The following is a 17,983-nucleotide window of genomic DNA, read 5'->3' as shown; positions in this document are numbered from 1 at the left end:
AGCTAACGGGGCAGAAGTTTCAACGAGTTTGAGCCGCGAGCATGAAAAAGCGACCTTCCCCCGGTAAGATGACCGAGAAAAGATCGCTGTTACGCTTGCGCCGGCTTGGCTTATTGCAGTGTATTTGAGCCACCGTAAGGGAACTGACTGGAATAGCCGTTGAACTGCTGGTAGGCTTCGTCGAGCTTCGTCTGCTCCTCGGCTTCCAGCTTGTAATGTCCCTTGCGGAACATCAGCTCGAAGATCTCGTGCTGGCATTGGTGGGTCTCATTCAGCACCGTCATAATATCCTGATGGAGCGCGGCGTGACTGGCTTCATTGGCTGCGATGCTGAAGCTGTCACCCAAATATTTTTCCGTCGCCAGGATGTCGTTGATTCGGTCGCGGTCCGTTAACTCGGGGCCTTTCACCTGCGGCTCGTAGGACGGTTTCGGATTTTGGATCGCATTTTGATTATTCGGGCTCACGGTCGGAGTGCCTCCTTTCTAATGTTGGGGAACGTTCTTCATTTCCTGCGTGTTGTTGTTCTGCAGATGCTTAAGCAGCAGATTATAGTGGCGTTCGTGCATCTTGCCAGCTTTATCAATGGCTTGGCTGATTTCGGGGTCAGAGCATTCTCGGGCAAAATGACTGCATTTCTTCATAGCCAGAATGAGCCATGACAATTGGTCCTTCAAATATGACGCATCTTTGGTCGTAATGACTTTGGGCGGCACCGGCATGATACCGGCCTGCTGCTGGGTGGATGGCGTTTGCTGCAAGTGAAATGACCTCCTTTACGTATTCCCGTTTAGCTTGCGCAATTCCGCCGAAATAACTCAGCATCACGGTAATTCACTTTTATTGCCATGGTAACATGTAACGATTTTAAGCTTCTCTTAAGATTCGGCTTCTATAGTATTGGGATGTGATGCGAAAAGAAGAGTCGCGGTTTTCATGCGGATGTGGAGAGCTGCTGAGCCGTGTAACTTACTATACAGACCATACAAAAAGGGGTGCAGCACAATGGAGAACAACTTAGAAACGACACCGGCTATGCCCAAGAGGCAAACTTCCCATAATGTGGCACGCAAAAAGAAACGTTGGCAGCGAACGGTTAAGCAGCTGTCGGTTTTACTGCTTGTGGCCGTGTTAGGCGGCAGCGGCTGGTTTTATCTGACGCCTTCGGGCTCGGATGTTCGGTATATGCTGGCGGATACGCTCATTACCAGCCAGCATCGCTATTTGGCGAAATATTTGATCGGACAAGCCGAACTCGATAATCGCATAGCGGCGTATAATGAGCAGTTTGATGCAATGGCGCAGGTCAAAGACAATCATAATGTCAATCTCGCCTCACACCCGCAGGGGACTGTGAAGATCGAGCCGATTTCGCGCAAAGGCTTCAAAGGCTATTTGATGTATGTCCATGATCCGAAAATGATCCGTGTCGTCACGACCAGTATCGTCGGATCGGGTGAGCGAGTGGAGAGCATGGTAAAGCGGACCGGTGCAATTGCCGGCGTGAACGGCGGCGCGTTTGACGATCCGAACTGGAGCGGTAATGGCTTTAAGCCGGCCGGACTCGTGATGTCCGGAGGAAAAGTGCTCTATAAAGGCAACGGCATGAACGCAAAAGTGAATGTCGTCGGTATCGACCGCGACGGCTTGATGGTGGCGGGGCGTTATTCCCCTAATCAGCTATTGGAGATGGGGGTATCGGATGCGGTGACGTTCCAGCCGAAATTTATCGTAAACGGTAAAGGCCTGATTAAGAGCGAGGCCGACGGCTGGGGAATCGCGCCTCGGACTTGTATGGCACAGTTGAAGGATGGCACGATTGTATTCGTCGTTATCGATGGCCGTCAGCCGGGGTATTCGGTCGGCGCAACGTTGTATGATGTGCAGAAGATTTTGCTTGAGAAAGGTGCCGTAACGGCAGCGAATTTGGATGGCGGTTCATCCACAGTCATGGTGAAGGATGACGAGGTCGTCAACAAACCTTCAAGCAAGTACGGCGCGCGTTATTTGCCAACAGCGTTTCTCGTGTTTGATCATCCCGAGGATGTGAACGTGCCGAATATCTGGGCAGGCATCGACATGAACAACTTCGATTCTTCGAAGAAGCGCACGCAGCAGCAGGTCTCATAATTATCGATGTTATAAGCCTTCATGTCCGCATTTGAGTGGACATGGAGGCTTTTTAATATGGCGCTGGGGCTCTGTTTGAAGGATAAATCCCGGTTTGAGCGCACATAGTATAAGGTGTTGAATGGATGAACAGGAGGAACGAATGTGGTTGTAGTATGGCGCTGCTCGGCGGTTCTGCTGTGCTTTTGCATGTTATGCGGGTTTCAGCTGCCGAAGAAAGACCGGTACTTCTATGAAAGCCGAGGCGATATTATATGGGAGGTGCCGCTGGATAAGAAGAAGATTGCGCTGACCTTCGATGACGGCCCCTATCCGGAAATGACGAATGATATTCTGGATCTGCTCAAGCTGTACAATGCCAAAGCGACGTTCTTCGTGCTTGGCCACCGTGTAAAAGAGTTTCCGGAGCTGATCAAGCGGGAAGTCGCGGAAGGGCATGAAGTTGCCAATCATACATATAGCCATGCTTTTCTGACCAAGGGGACGGCGCTCTCGACGATCCGGAAAGAGATTATGCAAACCGAGGATTCGCTGGTCGCGCTGACCGGGAAGAAGCCGCATTTATTCCGTCCGCCGGGCGGGTTCTATAGCGATCAGACAATCCAAGTTGCTCGTAAGCTTGGCTATACGACGGTGCTCTGGTCCTGGCATCAGGATACATCGGATTGGCGCAGTCCGGGCGTGAACTACATTGTGCGCAAGGTGTTGAAGAATGCAAGGAACGGCGATATTGTGCTGCTGCATGACTATATCCCGGGCTCCATCCATACGGTGAAGGCGCTGCGCATTATTCTTCCGGAGCTTGCGCGGCGAGGGTTCACGTTCGTGACGGTATCGGAGCTTATTGAAGAGAAAACAAATGCATATCCATGAGAGATACGTGCCGAGGCGTAGGGGGAGCATTGCTGTCCCAATATGCCCATAGCACATGCATACCTGTAACACATACATGCCCATAAGGTGGGGTGAGCGGTTTTGGAAACAAAGACGGCGAGAGAAACGCGGTGTTTCAAGGTGTCGCGGGTATTCCCGACGGATGTTAACAATCACAATACGCTGTTTGGCGGAAAGCTAATGTCGTATATCGATGACATTGCTTCGATCTCCGTCTCGAAGCTGTGCCGGGCTACGGCGGTGACGGCCTCGACGGATTCGGTCGATTTCTTGCAGCCGATTCGTCCAACGGATTCGGTCTCGCTGGAATCGTTCATCACATGGACCGGCACGAGCTCGATGGAGGTCTTCGTGAAAGTCATCCGCGAAGATTTACGAAGCGGCGATCGCAAAATCGCTGCGACCGCCTTTCTCACTTTCGTAGCGCTCGACGAGAACAACCGTCCGACGGGCGTTCCCCAGATCGTGCCGGAGACGGAAGAAGAGAAGAAGCTGCACGAAACCGCCGAGCGCCGCGCCGAAATGCGTAAGCATCGCCGAGAAGAAAGCAAGAAATTCGCGGATTTCTTGCTGACGAAGTATCCGTGGGAGTAAGCGAGCCCTACTTCAAAGCTCCGCATTGCTCCGCTAATGATGCACTCTAGGCAGGCAGCATTAGCGGAGTTTGTCTTGGAATCCGGCGGGAATGCTGCACAATGTGCAGCATTCCCGCCTCGATTCAACTAACTCGAAGTTACAGTGCCGAAATCCGTCGGAATCGAGCAAAGAATAGCTCCCAGAACAACACATCCGCCGAAATGCGGCGAAATTGAACAAAGAGTTGCTCTAGGAGCAACACACCCGCCGAAATGCGGCGAAATTGAACAAAGTGTTGCTCTCAGAGCTACACATCCGACTAAATGCGGCGGAATCGAGCAAAGAGTAGCTCCCAGAGCCACACATTCGCCAAAGTATGGCGGCATCGAGCAAAGTGTTGCTCCCAGAGCTACACATCCGCCGAAATGCGGCGGATTGGTGGAAGCTATAAGCAAAAGAAGATCCCTGGGTGATCTTCTTTTGCGATTATCGCAATATTTTCGCTAAAGTGGATCCCTAGGTGGTCTTCATAGGAGATATTCGCCGATTTTCCGCAAAAGTAGATCCCTGTGTACCCTTCTTTCGCACATTCCGCAGGATTCTCATTCAAAGTAGATCCCTCAGGATCCTTCTTACACAACACTCGCCTAAATACGGAAGATTCTAGCACGAAGCATCCCATGAAAACCCCAATCTTTACCTACAAATACCTCGAATTGCCCTCGAAATTTAGTGAAACGTTTCGCAATTCCACCTCATAATTCCATTTCCGCAGTCGATTTCCCCTGTAAAAACAGCCCTCAAACAAGCAATCTTAATTTTGGTCACTATCATATAAGAAATGATCCGTATAAATGATGAAAGCGCTTCATGTATAGTGGGGATATAGAAATGAAGGAGGCAGACGGATGACGGAGACACACGCGATCTCGCAGGAAAGCTTGATCACATGCGAAGCGTTGAAGAAGCTTCCGGTCTTTTGAAACGTTTCTACTTAGTGGAGAAGCAAGTGATGCAAGAACACTCGGCGGCGCTTCGATAAAAGCGGCCAAGAAATTAAATAAAGAATAATCGGTGGCATTATTGCAAACGCTGTCACGCCCTTATCGAAGGGAAGGTGCAGCAGCATGACATAGAGGATTGTCTGACCTCAGGTTGAAATAGAACCACTACGCAAATTGCCTAGGAGGTGAGGGGCCGGCTCTACATTCTGGTTGGAATAAGGACAGCCGTCGGCACTTGAAGAAATTTTGGCATCAACGATTCAGCAGGATTACTACTAGTAAACAGGGGGTTTCATGAACATGAAAAAGAATTACAAAGTTAAGCTTGCCTCTCTTACACTGTGTCTATCGTTATCGCTATCGCTCGCAGCTTGCGGCAACAACAACGATACCAGCGGTTCGTCGGACTCAAATGAAACCGCTGACATCTCCAAGCTGTTAGATCCGAACTCGGAACCGAAAGATCCGGGCAAGTACTCTCCGGCTATTGAAGTAACGACGGTTCATACAAACAACGGCATTCTTCAAAACATGCCTAAAGACATTACGATTGAAAACAACATTTACACAAAGACTTGGGAAGATAAGCTTGGCATCAAGCTGAAATATAACTGGACCTCGCCGGGCGAGCAAGCCGAAGAGAAAATGAACCTAATGATCGCAAGCGGCGACCTGCCTGACTTCTTCTACGTATCGCCGTCACAGTTCGAGAAGCTGGCGTCGACAGGCCAACTGGAAGATATTACGAAAGTCGTGCAAGATTATGCTTCCAAATATACAAAGCAGTATTTGACAGGCGACTACCTGGGATTGCTCGAAGCCGTAACGAAGAATGGCAAAATCTACGGTTTGCCTAATGGTATGACCTACCACGACCAAGGCAACATGCTCTGGATCCGTGAAGACAACTTGAAGAAAGCCGGCCTTGAGGCACCTAAGACGGTTGCTGATCTGGATAAAGTGCTTGAAGCGTTCAAGAAGAATGACTACGACGGCAAAGGCAACGAGAAATACCCGATTCCGCTTGCAGACGCGAGCATGGATTCGACTAACTGGGGTATCGGCGGCGCGTTCTTCAATATGTTCCATTCCTACCCGGACATTTGGGTGAAGAACAGCAAAGGCGAGCTCGAGCACGGTATGTTCGGTGAAGAGTCCCGTGAGAATACGCGTGCAGCGCTATTGAAACTGCAAGAGTACTACAAGAAAGGGTACATCCACCCAGACTTTGCATCGCTTGACAGCGCGAAATACAACGAGCAAATCGTGAACGAGCAATCGTTTGTTGCTTTCGGCGGACTGTGGGATGCTTGGTGGCCGCTTAACCTGGAACTTGAGAAGAACCCGAATGCGAAATGGGAGCCGGTAGGCATTCCGTCCGTAGACGACAAGCCGGGCAAATCATCCGTTACAGCGGCAACCGTACTTGGTGTCAATGTAGCGAAGAAGGGCGTTAAACACCCTGAAGCGCTTGTGACGATGGCGAACCTGTTCCATGATTTGAACAACAATCCGGAAACGATGCAATTCGGTAAATACAACACGGATCCAAAAACGAACGCAGGTATCTTCCAGCTGTACTCGATGCCAATCTACAATCCATCGTTCAACTACCAAGCCTTTGTTGATATTAGCGATGCGTTCAAAACAAACTCGACGGATAAACTGTCCGAAGCATACAAACTGTTCTATGATCAAGCCAAGTCTTATGCAGATAAGAACGACGCTACCGGATTCCCGTCCTACCTGTCCTACACAGATAAAGGCTCCCTTGCTGTCGTAAATCAGTACATCCAGGAAAAGAGATTCCAGATGAACGAGTACACAGCAATGCCTACGCAAGAAATGCTTGATAATGCGCCGATCATCAAAAAAGCATGGGATGTTATGTTCCTGAACGTAGTGAAAGGTGCAGACATTAGCCAATACGATGATTTCTTGAAGCAATACGATTCCATGTATGCTTCCGCTGTAAACCCTGTAGTGAACAAATGGTTTGAAGCGAAGAACAAAGAAAGCGTTCAAGAGTGGTTTGAGAAGAAATAAGGAACCGGAATAGGGCATGCAGAGTTCGGATGGCAAGTAGATCCGTACTCTGCATCTCTTCTTATCCTTAAATTTAGTCATCGTAAGGGGCGAGCTTATGAACGCTTTCAAAATTCCGAAGAAGCAGCTAGCGCTGTATCTGATGCTGATCCTCCCAGTCGTAGTCGTGTTTATATATTCCTATCTCCCGATGTTCGGGGTTGTCATGGCATTCCAGAAGTATGAGCCAACACAAGGCTTCTTTGGCTCCAAGTGGGTCGGCTTGGATCATTTCAAGCGGCTGCTGCTCATACCTGACGTTAAGCAAGTTGTTGCCAACACGCTTTTTATTGCAACGATGAAAATCATCATCGAAACGGTTGCGGCCATTGCGGTTGCTATTCTTCTCAATGAAATTGTATCTAAAGTGTTCAAACGTACCGTGCAAACCATTGTTTATTTTCCGTACTTCCTTTCCTGGGTTATCCTCGGCGGCATTTTCAGAGACATGCTCTCCCGTGATGGTTTAATCAACGTAATGCTTGGCAAATGGGGCTTTGACCCGATTATTTTCCTTGAGAAAGCTTCATGGTTCCCTTATATACTTGTAGCTACTGAGACTTGGCAAATAACCGGCTTCGGTACGATTGTATATCTCGCAGCGATTACGACAATCGATCCGACGCTTTACGAAGCGGCTGTTATGGACGGCGCAAGCCGCTTCCGACAAACGCTGAATATTACTCTTCCAGGTATGAAATCTACGATTGTTCTAATGGGCACATTGAGTCTTGGCTATATTCTCAATGCCGGCTTTGAACAGGTACTTATGCTTTACTCTTCGGCTGTCTACTCGACAGGCGATGTTATCGATACGTGGGTCTATCGGATGGGGATTCAGCAGGCGCAATATTCGTTAGGTGCTGCGATCGGCTTGTTCCGTTCCGTTGTCAGCCTAATACTCATTGTTGCATCGTACGCTCTGGCCCGCAAAATATCGGATCATCGCATTTTCTAAAGTCTGGAGGGGAATTCAATTATGGTTGATCGTTCGTTAGGCAGACGTATATTTTTGAACTTGAACGGCTTGCTGTTCATTCTGTTCTCACTTGCCTGTCTCATTCCTATGCTTCACGTACTTGCGATCTCATTCAGCAAGAGCAGCGCGGTAACGGCTGGGGAAGTTACGTTTTGGCCGGTACAGTTCTCGCTGAAATCATATGAATATATTTTGAGCAACTCCGAATTTTGGACGGCTATGCTGGTATCGGTGAAACGCGTGTTTCTGGGTGTATTTATCAGCATGTTCCTTACGATTCTGGCGGCTTATCCGCTTTCCAAGAGCCAAGCGAACTTTAAGCATCAGTCCTTCTTTGCCTGGTATTTTGTCGTGACGATGCTGTTCTCCGGCGGTCTTATTCCGACCTTTATGATCGTGAAGAACACTCATCTATACGGTACGATTTGGTCGCTCGTCATTCCGGGCGCGATCTCCGTATTTAACGTGCTGCTCCTCTCCAACTTCTTTCGTAATATTCCGAAGGATATCGAAGAGTCGGCGTACATGGATGGCGCAGGGCATTTCCGGATTCTCGGCAGGCTGTATCTCGCGTTGTCCATGCCGATTATTGCGACGCTGATCGTATTCTCGGCGGTTGGACACTGGAATTCATGGTTTGACGGATTGATCTATTTGAAAAGCCAGAAGGACTACCCGCTGCAGTCTTACTTGCAGACGATTCTTGTAGAATCCAACAGCAGGCTGCTTACGAAGGCGCAAGCGCAGCTCATGAATAAAGTATCGAACCGTACGATCCAGGCGTCGCAAGTGTTTATCGCATCGCTACCGATTCTGATCGTCTACCCGTTCATGCAGAAGTATTTCGTTTCCGGCATGATGGTCGGTGCGGTAAAAGAATAGGTTTTACAGCTAAAAAGCCGACCCTTGTGGAATCGGCTTTTTAGCATGTAAGCGATGGTCGGGCATTACTGCATATCCGTCGTCTTCGTATGCTGGGCATCGCCGAATTGGCGAGGCGTCATGTTCGTATGCTTCTTAAATACCTTGAAGAAATGACGCTGGCTCTCGAAGCCGGTCTGCATGGCCACCTCGCTAAGGGGTAGGGATGGCCGCGAGATGAGCAGCTCCTTCGCTTTGATGACCCTGAGCTGCTGAATATAGGCGAGCACATTCATGCCGGTTTCTTTCTTGAACAGGAAGCTGACGTAGTTGGGATGAAGGCCGACATGCTCTGCGACAGAGGTGAGGGAGAGATCCTTCACATAGTTCGCCTCGATAAAGTCGAGAATCTGCCTGCTCGCTTCCGGCTTCTCCGCATAGTCATGCTGCTCAGCGTCGGCAATGAGGATCTCCTGCTCTTCAGCCTCATGCTGCGCCTGCTCCGCGAGGGCGGCCTGGCCAAGCCGGGTGAGCAGTTCTTCGAGCTGTTCATCGTCGATGGGCTTGAGCAGATAGTCGATGACCTGCAGCCGCAGCGCATCCCTGGCATAGGAGAAATCATCATAGCCGGATAAAATAATGAAGCGGCTGCACAGCCCCTCGTTCTTAGCGGTCTGGATAAGCTCCAGCCCGTTCATCTCCGGCATGTTGATGTCGGTCATGACCAGATCAGCGCCATGCTGCCGAAGCGTTTCCAGTGCTTCGGCAGCGCTGGAGGAGCCCGTTATGTCTGTGAAGGGTGTATGGAATTGTTTGATTTTGCGCAGCAATCCACGTAGGATCGGTGCTTCATCTTCAACGATGAGGAGCTTCAACGGCATTTCCCTCCTTCGGCATCGATAATGTAATCGTAGTTCCTGCCCCAAGTTCGCTTTCTATCCTAAGCCCATAGGCGGGTCCGAAATGGCTGATCATGCGCTCATGGACATTCATAACGCCGATTCCGCCCTGCTCCGGCTCCGGCTCTTGGATCATCACGATGCCATCGAGCTTCTGGCGAAGCATTTCAAGCCGTTCCGGCGGAATACCGGCCCCGTCATCGTGAATTTGCACAAACGCTAAAGGGCCTTCGCCATACAGCCGTATGCGCAGCGTACCTGTACCGCGCTTCCTGGATATGCCGTGCACGATGGCGTTCTCCACCAGCGGTTGAATGATAAATCGCGGACAGCCGATGCGCAGCAGGCTCTCGTCTTCCACTTCAATTTCGTACTGAAGCCGCTCTTCCATCCGTACCTTATAAATTTGCAGGTAGCTGCGAATATGCGAGAGCTCGTCCCGCAGGACGACATATTGGCTTTTGGACAAGCTGTAGCGAATCGATTGCCCGAGGGCATAGATCATTTTGGCTACGTCAGGGCTTTCGTTTTCCTCAGCCGCCATTCGGATCGCCTCAAGCCCGTTGTATATAAAATGCGGGTTGATCTGGGCTTGCAGCGCCAGATAGGCTGCTTCCTTCTGCCTCAGCTGGGAAATGTCTACCTTGCTCATCAGCTCATCGTTGCGGTCAATCATTTTATTGTAGGAAGAGACGAGGAAGGCGATCTCGTCGCTGTCCTGCTCTTCTTTATACTTGGCAAGCAGGTTGCCCCGCATATGTTTGCCGAGCTTCACAATCCGTTGAACAACGGTGGACACCGTGAAGAAATAGGCAAAGGAGAGGATCAGCAGCAGGGCACTGATCATCAGCAAGTAGAAGAGTACGGAATTTTTCGTTTTCTGGAAGAGCTCGCTTGTCGGCGTCACGGTCAAGATCGTCGAGGACAGCCTCGGTACATAGAAGCTGTTCATCAGCAGCTGGCCAAGCTCCGAATCCATGTACTGCAAGGATTTTGACCTCTGAACGGACGAGTAAATTCGTACCTTATCGGTATCGGAGAGCGGCAGCTTGGCCGATAATGCCACGATTTCGGTATGGGTAATGCCCTTCCTCGGATTGCTGTCTTCGGCCATGTAATAGTGCAGCGGCGTACCTTTGACGTCAGAGGAGTGGAACATGCTGGACAAGAACGTGTATTTCAGCCTGATTTCCATAAGCCCAATCGCATGGGTGAAGTCCTCATTGTACAGCTTCTTATAATAGATCATCTGCAGCGCAGAAGGCGTGGACATTTCCTGCAGCCAATAGCCTTCCCCGACCTTCAACTTGGAGGCTTGCGACGGAATGCTGCCATCGCTGTCCACGATGCTTGTCCCCATGCTCCGCACATTCGGGTCCGTCTTATAGATTCGGATTTGGTCGATGTAGAATGAGTTGCTTTTATAGAAGGAAAAAAGCGGGACAAGCTCTTTCAGATAGACGGACACCTGCTCGGACTCCGTCTTGTATTTGCCCGAAAGCAGGTTGTTCAGCACCTTGTTCGTTTGGAATACATCATTGATCATCTCGATCTGATTCATGTTCATCGTCAGGGAGGAGCCGAACTGCTGGATGAAGTATTCGCGGTTATTGGCAAAATCCTTCAGCGCATTATTGTGAATTTGTTTATAGTACAGCATCCCGATACACACGGTGGGCAGCAGAATGATGACGATATAGCCGATAATCATTTTCTTAACGATACCGATTCGAAGTTTAAACAGCTTCAGCCCATTCACCTTCTTCTGATGTAAGCGTGATCTCCCAATTATAATTCACTTGTCGCGTAATATACTACATGGCATAGGCATTTAATATCATTCATTTTTCATGCTATGATGGATGGAGCACGGCAAGCAACCGGGAGAGGGGGCTATTGCGAATTGAACAAGCTAATGAAAGCCGTTTCTTTAGTTATGGCAGCATCCTTAGTATTGGCAGGCTGCGGAGGCGGCAACGCAAACAAGTCGGGGAATACCGGCAGCAATGAGGCGAATCCCGAGCAAGTTGATTATTTTAAGCTTCCTGAGCCCGTGGAAATGAGTGTTATTAAGTCGGTTGGACCCAGCTCGAAACTGAAGCCGGGCGAAACGATTGAAGATAATGAATATACGAATTATGTATTTAACAAAACGAACATTAAGACAAAGGTGCTGTGGGACGCGACCTCTACGGATTTCGACCAGAAAATGCAGCTGGCCATCGCAAACAATGAGATTCCGGACGCGATGATCGTGGATGAGAAAACCTTCCGCGCCATGGCTGCGGCTGACCAGCTGGAGGATTTAACAGCGGTCTACAACCGATATGCTTCGCCTCAGATGCAGGATTTCTATAAGTCCACAGAAGGCAAAGCGCTGGAGAAAGCGACCTATAAAGGCAAGCTGATGGCGCTGCCGAGCGTGGCGATTCAAGCGGATGCACCGTCCATTCTGTGGCTTCGCCAAGACTGGCTGGATAAAGTGAATCTGAAGGCGCCTAGGACGATCGATGAGCTGAAGAAGGTGCTCCGAGCATTCATCGAGAAAGACCCGGACGGTAATGGACAAGCAGATACCATTGGATTAACGGGGAATGGCTTTCAGCTGGCAACGGAGGGTGGCGGCATTCACGATTTCAAAGGGATTTTTAATGCCTTTAATTCTTATCCGATGATTTGGATCAAGGATGAGAATGGCGAAGTGGTATATGGCTCCACAACGTTTGCCACGAAGCAAGCGCTTGTCGCGATTCACGAAATGTATGCGGAAGGCTTAATCGATAAGGAGTTTGCGCTCCGCAAAAATCCGGACGAGCTCGTTGCAAACGGCAAAGCCGGTGCCTTCTTCGGCCCTTGGTGGGTGCCTTGGGCATTGATCGACGCATTGAAGCATAATCCGAAGGCGGATTGGAAGCCATTCATGATTGAGGATGCGAACGGTCAATATAATATTGCGAGCGTTCCGGTGAGCAACTTCTTCCTTGTTGTTCGGAAGGGATATGAGCATCCGGAAGCGGCGGTAGTCTATTCCAACATGCGCGTGCAGGCGGAGCGTACGCCGGATGAGCAGGCGAAGAAGCTGGACCCGGGGCATGGCCTGTGGCCGCTGCTGATGACAATCGACTATGCCGACGCGGCAACGCGCAAGCATGATCTGCTGCTGGATGCTTTGGCAGGCAAGGTGAAGAAGGAAGACATGGACGGCGAAATGCAGCTCGTATACGAGCAAGAGATGCGTGACCGGCGAAACCCGAGAAAGAATCCGGATGATTGGGCTGCGCCTGCAGCATATTTGATGGGAGCGGGCATACTGAAACTACCGATGAACGTGACCGATCCGGTGTATTCGGCTATGACGAAGACAATGGAGACACGCTGGGCGAATTTGCAGAAGATGGAGACCGAAACTTTCTATAAAATCGTGCTGGGCGATGAGCCGATAAACGCGTTTGACCAGTTCGTGAAGGATTGGAAGGAGCAAGGCGGCGACAAAATCACCGAGGAAGTCAAAGAAGAGCTGAAGAAGTAAGCTGCTCGAACCGCATCTTGTTGGGAAATGGATTGCGGCAACAAGTTGTTTTTCGGATAACGATTGATAGAGTAACCGTTTTCGGGTTATAATAACGTATTCCGTGCCCGCGCACGAAGCTTGGGACTGGTTATAATTATTCGTATAGGAGTGAACATTAATGGCAACGAGAATTTACCTGATTGGCGCAGGCTTCATCGCCCGCACACATGCAGAAGCGGCTTATAAATTTTATGGGGAAACGCCAACTGACATCGAACTGAAGGTTGCTGATCCGAATCCGAAAGCATTGGCTAGCTTTGTTGAGCAATTCCCGCATGCGGTTGCGTTCGGCGATATGAAGGATATGCTGGCGGAAGAAGCACAAGAGCATGATGTCGTGGTTGTATGTACGCCGCCATTCACGCATTTCGAGCTTTCCAGCTATGCGCTGAAATCCGGCCGTCACGTGCTTTGCGAGAAGCCGCTTGTTATGAACGCAGTCGAAGCGGATGAGCTTTCGCAGCTGGCGAAGGATCAAGGCAAACTGTTTGGCGATTGCAGCGACCGCTTTATCGGTCTTCCGAAGACGGAGCAAGTGAAAGCGATTGTTGCTTCCGGCGCTCTGGGCGAAATCTACAAAGTGAGTTTCATTCACCGCGATCAGCGTGGAAGAGCCGGCGTCGAGTATCAACCGGAGAGCCGTTGGTTCTTGAACAGCAAGCTTTGCGGCGGCGGTATTCTGACGGACTGGGGTCCGTACGACTTCACAGTACTTGCTGACATTCTTCAGCCATCTGCTGTAGATGTGCTTGGCGGCTGGATCAGCAAGCCTATTACAGGCGCAGACCCGCAAGATGTCGTTTACGATGTGGAGCATAACTCCGGCGCTTTGATGCGTTATCATGCACAAGGCCAAGAGCGTCCTGTACTCGTACAATATGAGCGTTCTTCCTGTACGCATGGTGAAGCTTACTCCTTGGTTGAGATTGAGGGTACGCTAGGCGCAGTGAAATGGTCGCCGTATTTCGGCGGCGATGCAGTCGTTCACCGCTTCGACGAGCAAGGCTCCGTAGCAGAGAAAGAAGCGCAAGTTCCGAATGACAATGCGTACAGCTTTATGGATGCGCCGCTTTACTTCTTCGTAGAACGCGTGCTGGGTCATGACTCGGCAGCACTCTTGAATGAAGATGCGGTGTTTAACTTCAAATGTATCCAAGCGGTATATGAGAGCGCGGCATCGGGTAACATTCAATCCGTTAAACGCGGTTAGTTTGTGAAGGTATAGATGTCTTTACGAAAAAGCGATCATTACCGGCATTTTGCCAGTAAATGGTCGCTTTTTTGCCTTATTTGCCCGAGCACAGCGGTTCATAAATGAAGTATAATGGGTAAAATTATAGTTTAACGAATGGTTGTCGAAATAAGTATTGTAATTCCGAGTATTCCGATGTATGATTACGAATATCAAATAAACTCTTCATAGAGATACTTGGAGGATGAGAGAATGCGCAGCAAGAGAAGTTTACCCGTCGTGATCGTTCTAGCCCTACTTACCCTGGTAATCAGTGCATGCTCCGGTGGCAATTCGAACAATTCGAACTCGAACACAGCTTCGAATAACGCTCCGGCCAATAATACACAAGCGTCTGACAATGCGGGTACCGACGCATCGCAGCCGAAGGATGGCGGCAGTCTCATTATTGCTGTAGCAGCTGATCCGACAATCCTTAACCCGAACTACGCAAGCGACCGTGTCAGCCTAACGATTGACCAAGCGCTGTATGCGCCATTGTTCCAAATCAACAACGGTAAGAAAACGTTCTATCTGGCAGACAGCTTGACGCCATCTGCTGATAACCTTACTTATACATTGAAGCTGAAGAGCGGCCTGACTTGGCACGATGGCGAGAAGCTGACTGCTGATGACGTGGTCTTCACATTCAATAAAATATTGGAAGAGAAACAAAACAGCTTCCTGCGCGGCAACCTGATCATTGGCGGCAAGCCAATCGAAGCGGTTAAAGTGGATGATACGACAGTTGACTTCAAGCTTCCGAGCGTAAGCCCGGCATTCGAAGCCACTTTGGTCCAAATTACACCGATTCCGAAGCATATCTTCGAGAACGAAGCGGATATTGAGAAAAGCACGAAGAACGCAGCGCCAATCGGTTCCGGTGCATTCAAATTCAAAGAATACAAAACAGGCGAGTACTTGACGCTTGATCGTTTCGATAACTACTTTGGCGGCAAACCTCATCTGGATTCCATCACGTACCGTGTCGCGAAAGATGCTAATGCAGCGAACCTTGCTCTGCAAAGCGGCGAGATCAACGTGAAGTACTTGGATCCGCAAGACGTAGCGACAATTGATGCTACTGGCAATTTCGAAATTAAGCCTTATAGCGAAGGCCGTCTGTCTTACCTGAACTTCAATGCAAACAGCGATACTGGCATCCTGAAGAAGAAAGAAGTTCGTCAAGCACTGTCTTATGCGCTAAACCGTGAAGAACTCATTCAAGCGGCTTACTCCTCTGCTGATTACGCAGAGCAGGCTCATTCGATCCTGACGCCGGATACCCTTTACCAAACGAATGACGTTGCTTCATTTGACAATGATACAGCGAAAGCGAAAGAGCTGTTGAAAGCGGCCGGCGTTAAAGAAGGACAGAAGCTGCGTTTCATCGTATCGAGCGGCAACAAAGTGCAAGAATCGATTTCCCTTTACGTACAACAGAAGCTTAAAGAAGTCGGTCTTAATGTAGAACTGCAAAATATGGATGCATCGGCTTTCGGCGATAAGGCTTACGATCCGAAGGCAGCTGATTTCGAATTCTTCGTTGGTGGTTACATCATGGGTTCTGACCCAGATGCATACAGCATCTTGTATGCGACAGGTGCTGACTATAATACGACACATTACTCGAATGCGGAAGTAGACGGCTTGTGGAAACAAGGCGCTGCGGAAGGCGATACTGCAAAACGCGGTGAAGTGTACAAGAAGATTCAAGAAATCGTTGCGGATGATGCTCCTCTCTTCCCAATCGGTTACACCAAAACAATCGTTGCCATGGACAAACGCTATGGCGGCATTGACGAAGCGGTTCTGAAACCAGTCGTCATCTTCGAAGATCCGTCCAAACTTTATTTGAAATAAGAACGTTCAAAAAATAAGCTGGATCGTTCCAGCTTATTTTTTGCTACTTGAAAGCAAGGAGAATTCAGCATGAGACAGCTCATTGCCAAACGATTATTGCAGACCATCCCGATGCTTCTCTTCGTCTCGGTTGTCTGCTTTGCTATGATTAAGATGGCTCCGGGCGATCCGGTGCGCTCTTTTATTACACCTAGCATGCATGCCGATGTTATTGAGCGAATCCGGCATAACATGGGGCTCGACCAGCCGGCGTATGTACAATATTGGCAATGGCTCAAGGCATGTCTTACGGGCAACTTAGGCTATTCGCTTGTGAATCATCAACCGGTGATGCAGCAAATCGTGGAACGCCTGCCTGCAACAGCGGGTCTGATGGGTGCCGCGATTGGTTTGGCGGTATTGCTTGCGATCCCGCTGGGGCTGCTGGCAGGCGCATACCGAAACAAATGGGTGGACAAGCTGATTAATTTCCTATCCTATATCGGTATTTCTGTGCCGCTGTTCTGGCTTGCTATTTTATTTATCTATTTCTTCGCGGTTAAGCTTCACTGGCTGCCCAGCATGGGAATGCGGACAATCGGTACGAGCTCTGCTTGGGATGTATTCAAACATGGGATTCTGCCTTGCCTCGTATTGGCGTTTGGATTCATGCCCGGTTACGTGCGCTACATCCGTTCGAGTACGATTGGACAATTGAAAGAAGACTATGTGCAAATTCAATATGCTTTCGGTTCAACTCGAATGAAGATTCTATATCGCCATGTCATGAAGCATGTTCTGCTGCCTGTTATTACGCTGCTTGGGCTGTCCATGGCAGATTTGGTGGCGGGCGCTATCGTGACGGAAACGATATTTTCTTGGCCGGGTATCGGATCACTGGGCATGACGGCCGCGAGGGGAATGGATTATCCCATTATTATGGGCATAACGCTATTCTCATCCGTGATGCTGATACTGGGGAATTTGGCCGCGGATCTGCTGTACGGCATAGCCGATCCGAGAATCAAACAGACGAGGTGACTTCATGAATCGCACCAAATGGCGCAATGTTAGAAACGAGCTATTGTCGAATAAATTTGGGATCGCGGCCGTCGTCATATTGGCGGTGCTGACGATTAGCGCCATTCTGGCGTTTCTATCGTCTCAGGATCCGAATCAATTGAATGTACTGGAGCGGCTGAAGAAGCCGAGCTCGGCCCACTGGTTCGGGACGGATGACTTCGGTCGTGATTATTTTACGAGGGCGCTGTTCGGCGGCCGTGTATCGCTGATGGTTGGTTTCGCATCGATGCTGGTAGCAACGGGGATCGGTGTCACCATTGGGGTGATTAGCGGTTACTTCGGAGGCAAGCTGGATAATGTATTGATGCGCGGCGTAGAGGTCATCATGTCGATTCCTTCCTTCCTTGTCTTACTATTACTCAGCATTTTCTTGAAGCCGAATGTAGGCAGCATCATTCTTATCATTGCTTTATTGATGTGGATGAACATAGCACGGATTATTAGAGCGGAGACCATGACGGTGAAAGAGCGCGAGTTCGTTCTGTATGCGAAAGCTTCAGGGCAAAGCGCCATCGGCATTATTATTCGTCATATTCTGCCGAACCTGATGCCCGTCATTATCGTTGGCGCAACGAATACGATCGGGAACGCCATCATGATGGAGTCGTCCCTTAGCTTTCTCGGCTTTGGGGTGCAGCCGCCCAGCGCGACGTGGGGCAGCATGCTCAACAATGCACAGGGTTATATCGCGCAAGCGCCTTACTTGGCGGTTTTTCCAGGACTATTCATACTACTGACGGTTCTTAGCTTCAACGTGCTGGGCGATATATTGCGCGTCGGATTTGAACCGAAGCTCACTCGGAGATAACCGGTGAACAGCAGGCACAA

General features: G+C 49.6%; 15 protein-coding genes. 11 read left to right on the top strand and 4 right to left on the bottom strand.

What is annotated here, in order from left to right; all coding sequences use genetic code 11:
• Positions 1–110: 110 nt before the first annotated feature.
• Positions 111–467: a spore coat protein gene (locus AC6ESO_RS17805; RefSeq protein ID WP_494821425.1), complete on the bottom strand. Its 357-nt coding sequence runs from the start codon at positions 465–467 to the stop codon at positions 111–113.
• An 18-nt stretch (positions 468–485) separates the two neighbouring features.
• On the bottom strand, positions 486–722 hold the full coding sequence (locus AC6ESO_RS17800; RefSeq protein ID WP_497092586.1) for a hypothetical protein: 237 nt from the start codon (positions 720–722) through the stop codon (positions 486–488).
• A gap of 283 nt (positions 723–1,005) precedes the next feature.
• Between AC6ESO_RS17800 and AC6ESO_RS17795 the strand changes: the two genes are divergently transcribed.
• The 6 genes from AC6ESO_RS17795 (at position 1,006) to AC6ESO_RS17770 (ending at position 8,550) form a co-directional block, all read left to right on the top strand.
• Complete coding sequence (locus AC6ESO_RS17795; RefSeq protein WP_497092521.1) at positions 1,006–2,130, top strand: phosphodiester glycosidase family protein; 1,125 nt, start codon at positions 1,006–1,008, stop codon at positions 2,128–2,130.
• Positions 2,131–2,274: 144 nt separating this feature from the next.
• Positions 2,275–3,003, top strand: a complete 729-nt coding sequence (locus AC6ESO_RS17790) for a polysaccharide deacetylase family protein (protein ID WP_497092520.1) — start codon at positions 2,275–2,277, stop codon at positions 3,001–3,003.
• A gap of 102 nt (positions 3,004–3,105) precedes the next feature.
• Entirely contained in the window at positions 3,106–3,618 is a 513-nt protein-coding gene (locus AC6ESO_RS17785; RefSeq protein ID WP_497092519.1) for an acyl-CoA thioesterase, read from the top strand.
• Positions 3,619–4,904: 1,286 nt separating this feature from the next.
• Positions 4,905–6,650, top strand: coding sequence for a type 2 periplasmic-binding domain-containing protein (locus AC6ESO_RS17780; RefSeq protein WP_497092518.1), 1,746 nt, complete (start codon positions 4,905–4,907; stop codon positions 6,648–6,650).
• A gap of 97 nt (positions 6,651–6,747) precedes the next feature.
• A complete protein-coding gene (locus AC6ESO_RS17775) occupies positions 6,748–7,647 on the top strand; it encodes an ABC transporter permease (protein ID WP_497092517.1) in 900 nt (299 codons plus the stop codon).
• A 21-nt stretch (positions 7,648–7,668) separates the two neighbouring features.
• Positions 7,669–8,550 carry a carbohydrate ABC transporter permease gene (locus AC6ESO_RS17770; protein ID WP_497092516.1) on the top strand — a complete coding sequence of 294 codons (882 nt, stop codon included), beginning with the start codon at positions 7,669–7,671 and terminating at the stop codon, positions 8,548–8,550.
• Between the two features lie 65 nt (positions 8,551–8,615).
• Here the strand turns inward: AC6ESO_RS17770 and AC6ESO_RS17765 are convergent, their stop codons facing one another.
• Positions 8,616–9,404 carry a response regulator transcription factor gene (locus AC6ESO_RS17765; protein WP_497092515.1) on the bottom strand — a complete coding sequence of 263 codons (789 nt, stop codon included), beginning with the start codon at positions 9,402–9,404 and terminating at the stop codon, positions 8,616–8,618.
• On the bottom strand, positions 9,385–11,187 hold the full coding sequence (locus AC6ESO_RS17760; RefSeq protein ID WP_497092514.1) for a sensor histidine kinase: 1,803 nt from the start codon (positions 11,185–11,187) through the stop codon (positions 9,385–9,387). The genes AC6ESO_RS17765 and AC6ESO_RS17760 overlap by 20 nt, the downstream gene beginning before the upstream one ends.
• A gap of 144 nt (positions 11,188–11,331) precedes the next feature.
• Here AC6ESO_RS17760 and AC6ESO_RS17755 point away from each other — a divergent pair, with 144 nt between their 5' ends.
• The 5 genes from AC6ESO_RS17755 (at position 11,332) to AC6ESO_RS17735 (ending at position 17,963) form a co-directional block, all read left to right on the top strand.
• The gene (locus AC6ESO_RS17755) at positions 11,332–12,957 is read left to right on the top strand and encodes a type 2 periplasmic-binding domain-containing protein (RefSeq protein WP_497092513.1); all 1,626 of its coding nucleotides are present in this window, start codon (positions 11,332–11,334) and stop codon (positions 12,955–12,957) included.
• A 160-nt stretch (positions 12,958–13,117) separates the two neighbouring features.
• Positions 13,118–14,209 carry a Gfo/Idh/MocA family oxidoreductase gene (locus AC6ESO_RS17750; protein ID WP_494821415.1) on the top strand — a complete coding sequence of 364 codons (1,092 nt, stop codon included), beginning with the start codon at positions 13,118–13,120 and terminating at the stop codon, positions 14,207–14,209.
• 234 nt (positions 14,210–14,443) lie between these two features.
• Entirely contained in the window at positions 14,444–16,093 is a 1,650-nt protein-coding gene (locus tag AC6ESO_RS17745; RefSeq protein WP_497092512.1) for an ABC transporter substrate-binding protein, read from the top strand.
• Positions 16,094–16,162: 69 nt separating this feature from the next.
• Positions 16,163–17,113: an ABC transporter permease subunit gene (locus tag AC6ESO_RS17740; RefSeq protein WP_494821413.1), complete on the top strand. Its 951-nt coding sequence runs from the start codon at positions 16,163–16,165 to the stop codon at positions 17,111–17,113.
• A gap of 4 nt (positions 17,114–17,117) precedes the next feature.
• A complete protein-coding gene (locus AC6ESO_RS17735) occupies positions 17,118–17,963 on the top strand; it encodes an ABC transporter permease (protein WP_497092511.1) in 846 nt (281 codons plus the stop codon).
• Positions 17,964–17,983 lie beyond the last annotated feature (20 nt).

It is taken from the genome of Paenibacillus rhizoryzae, from assembly GCF_059686995.1.
The sequence above is the reverse complement of the archived record's forward strand: the minus strand, read 5'-3'. Positions and strand labels throughout refer to the sequence as shown.

What these genes read in the sequence shown, in the direction of transcription:
- AC6ESO_RS17800 (WP_497092586.1), bottom strand. Translation starts at nt 722, where the DNA reads ATGCCGGTGCCGCCCAAAGTCATTACGACCAAAGATGCGTCATATTTG.
- AC6ESO_RS17795 (WP_497092521.1), top strand. Translation starts at nt 1,006, where the DNA reads ATGGAGAACAACTTAGAAACGACACCGGCTATGCCCAAGAGGCAAACT.
- AC6ESO_RS17780 (WP_497092518.1), top strand. Translation starts at nt 4,905, where the DNA reads ATGAAAAAGAATTACAAAGTTAAGCTTGCCTCTCTTACACTGTGTCTA.
- AC6ESO_RS17775 (WP_497092517.1), top strand. Translation starts at nt 6,748, where the DNA reads ATGAACGCTTTCAAAATTCCGAAGAAGCAGCTAGCGCTGTATCTGATG.
- AC6ESO_RS17770 (WP_497092516.1), top strand. Translation starts at nt 7,669, where the DNA reads ATGGTTGATCGTTCGTTAGGCAGACGTATATTTTTGAACTTGAACGGC.
- AC6ESO_RS17750 (WP_494821415.1), top strand. Translation starts at nt 13,118, where the DNA reads ATGGCAACGAGAATTTACCTGATTGGCGCAGGCTTCATCGCCCGCACA.
- AC6ESO_RS17745 (WP_497092512.1), top strand. Translation starts at nt 14,444, where the DNA reads ATGCGCAGCAAGAGAAGTTTACCCGTCGTGATCGTTCTAGCCCTACTT.
- AC6ESO_RS17740 (WP_494821413.1), top strand. Translation starts at nt 16,163, where the DNA reads ATGAGACAGCTCATTGCCAAACGATTATTGCAGACCATCCCGATGCTT.
- AC6ESO_RS17735 (WP_497092511.1), top strand. Translation starts at nt 17,118, where the DNA reads ATGAATCGCACCAAATGGCGCAATGTTAGAAACGAGCTATTGTCGAAT.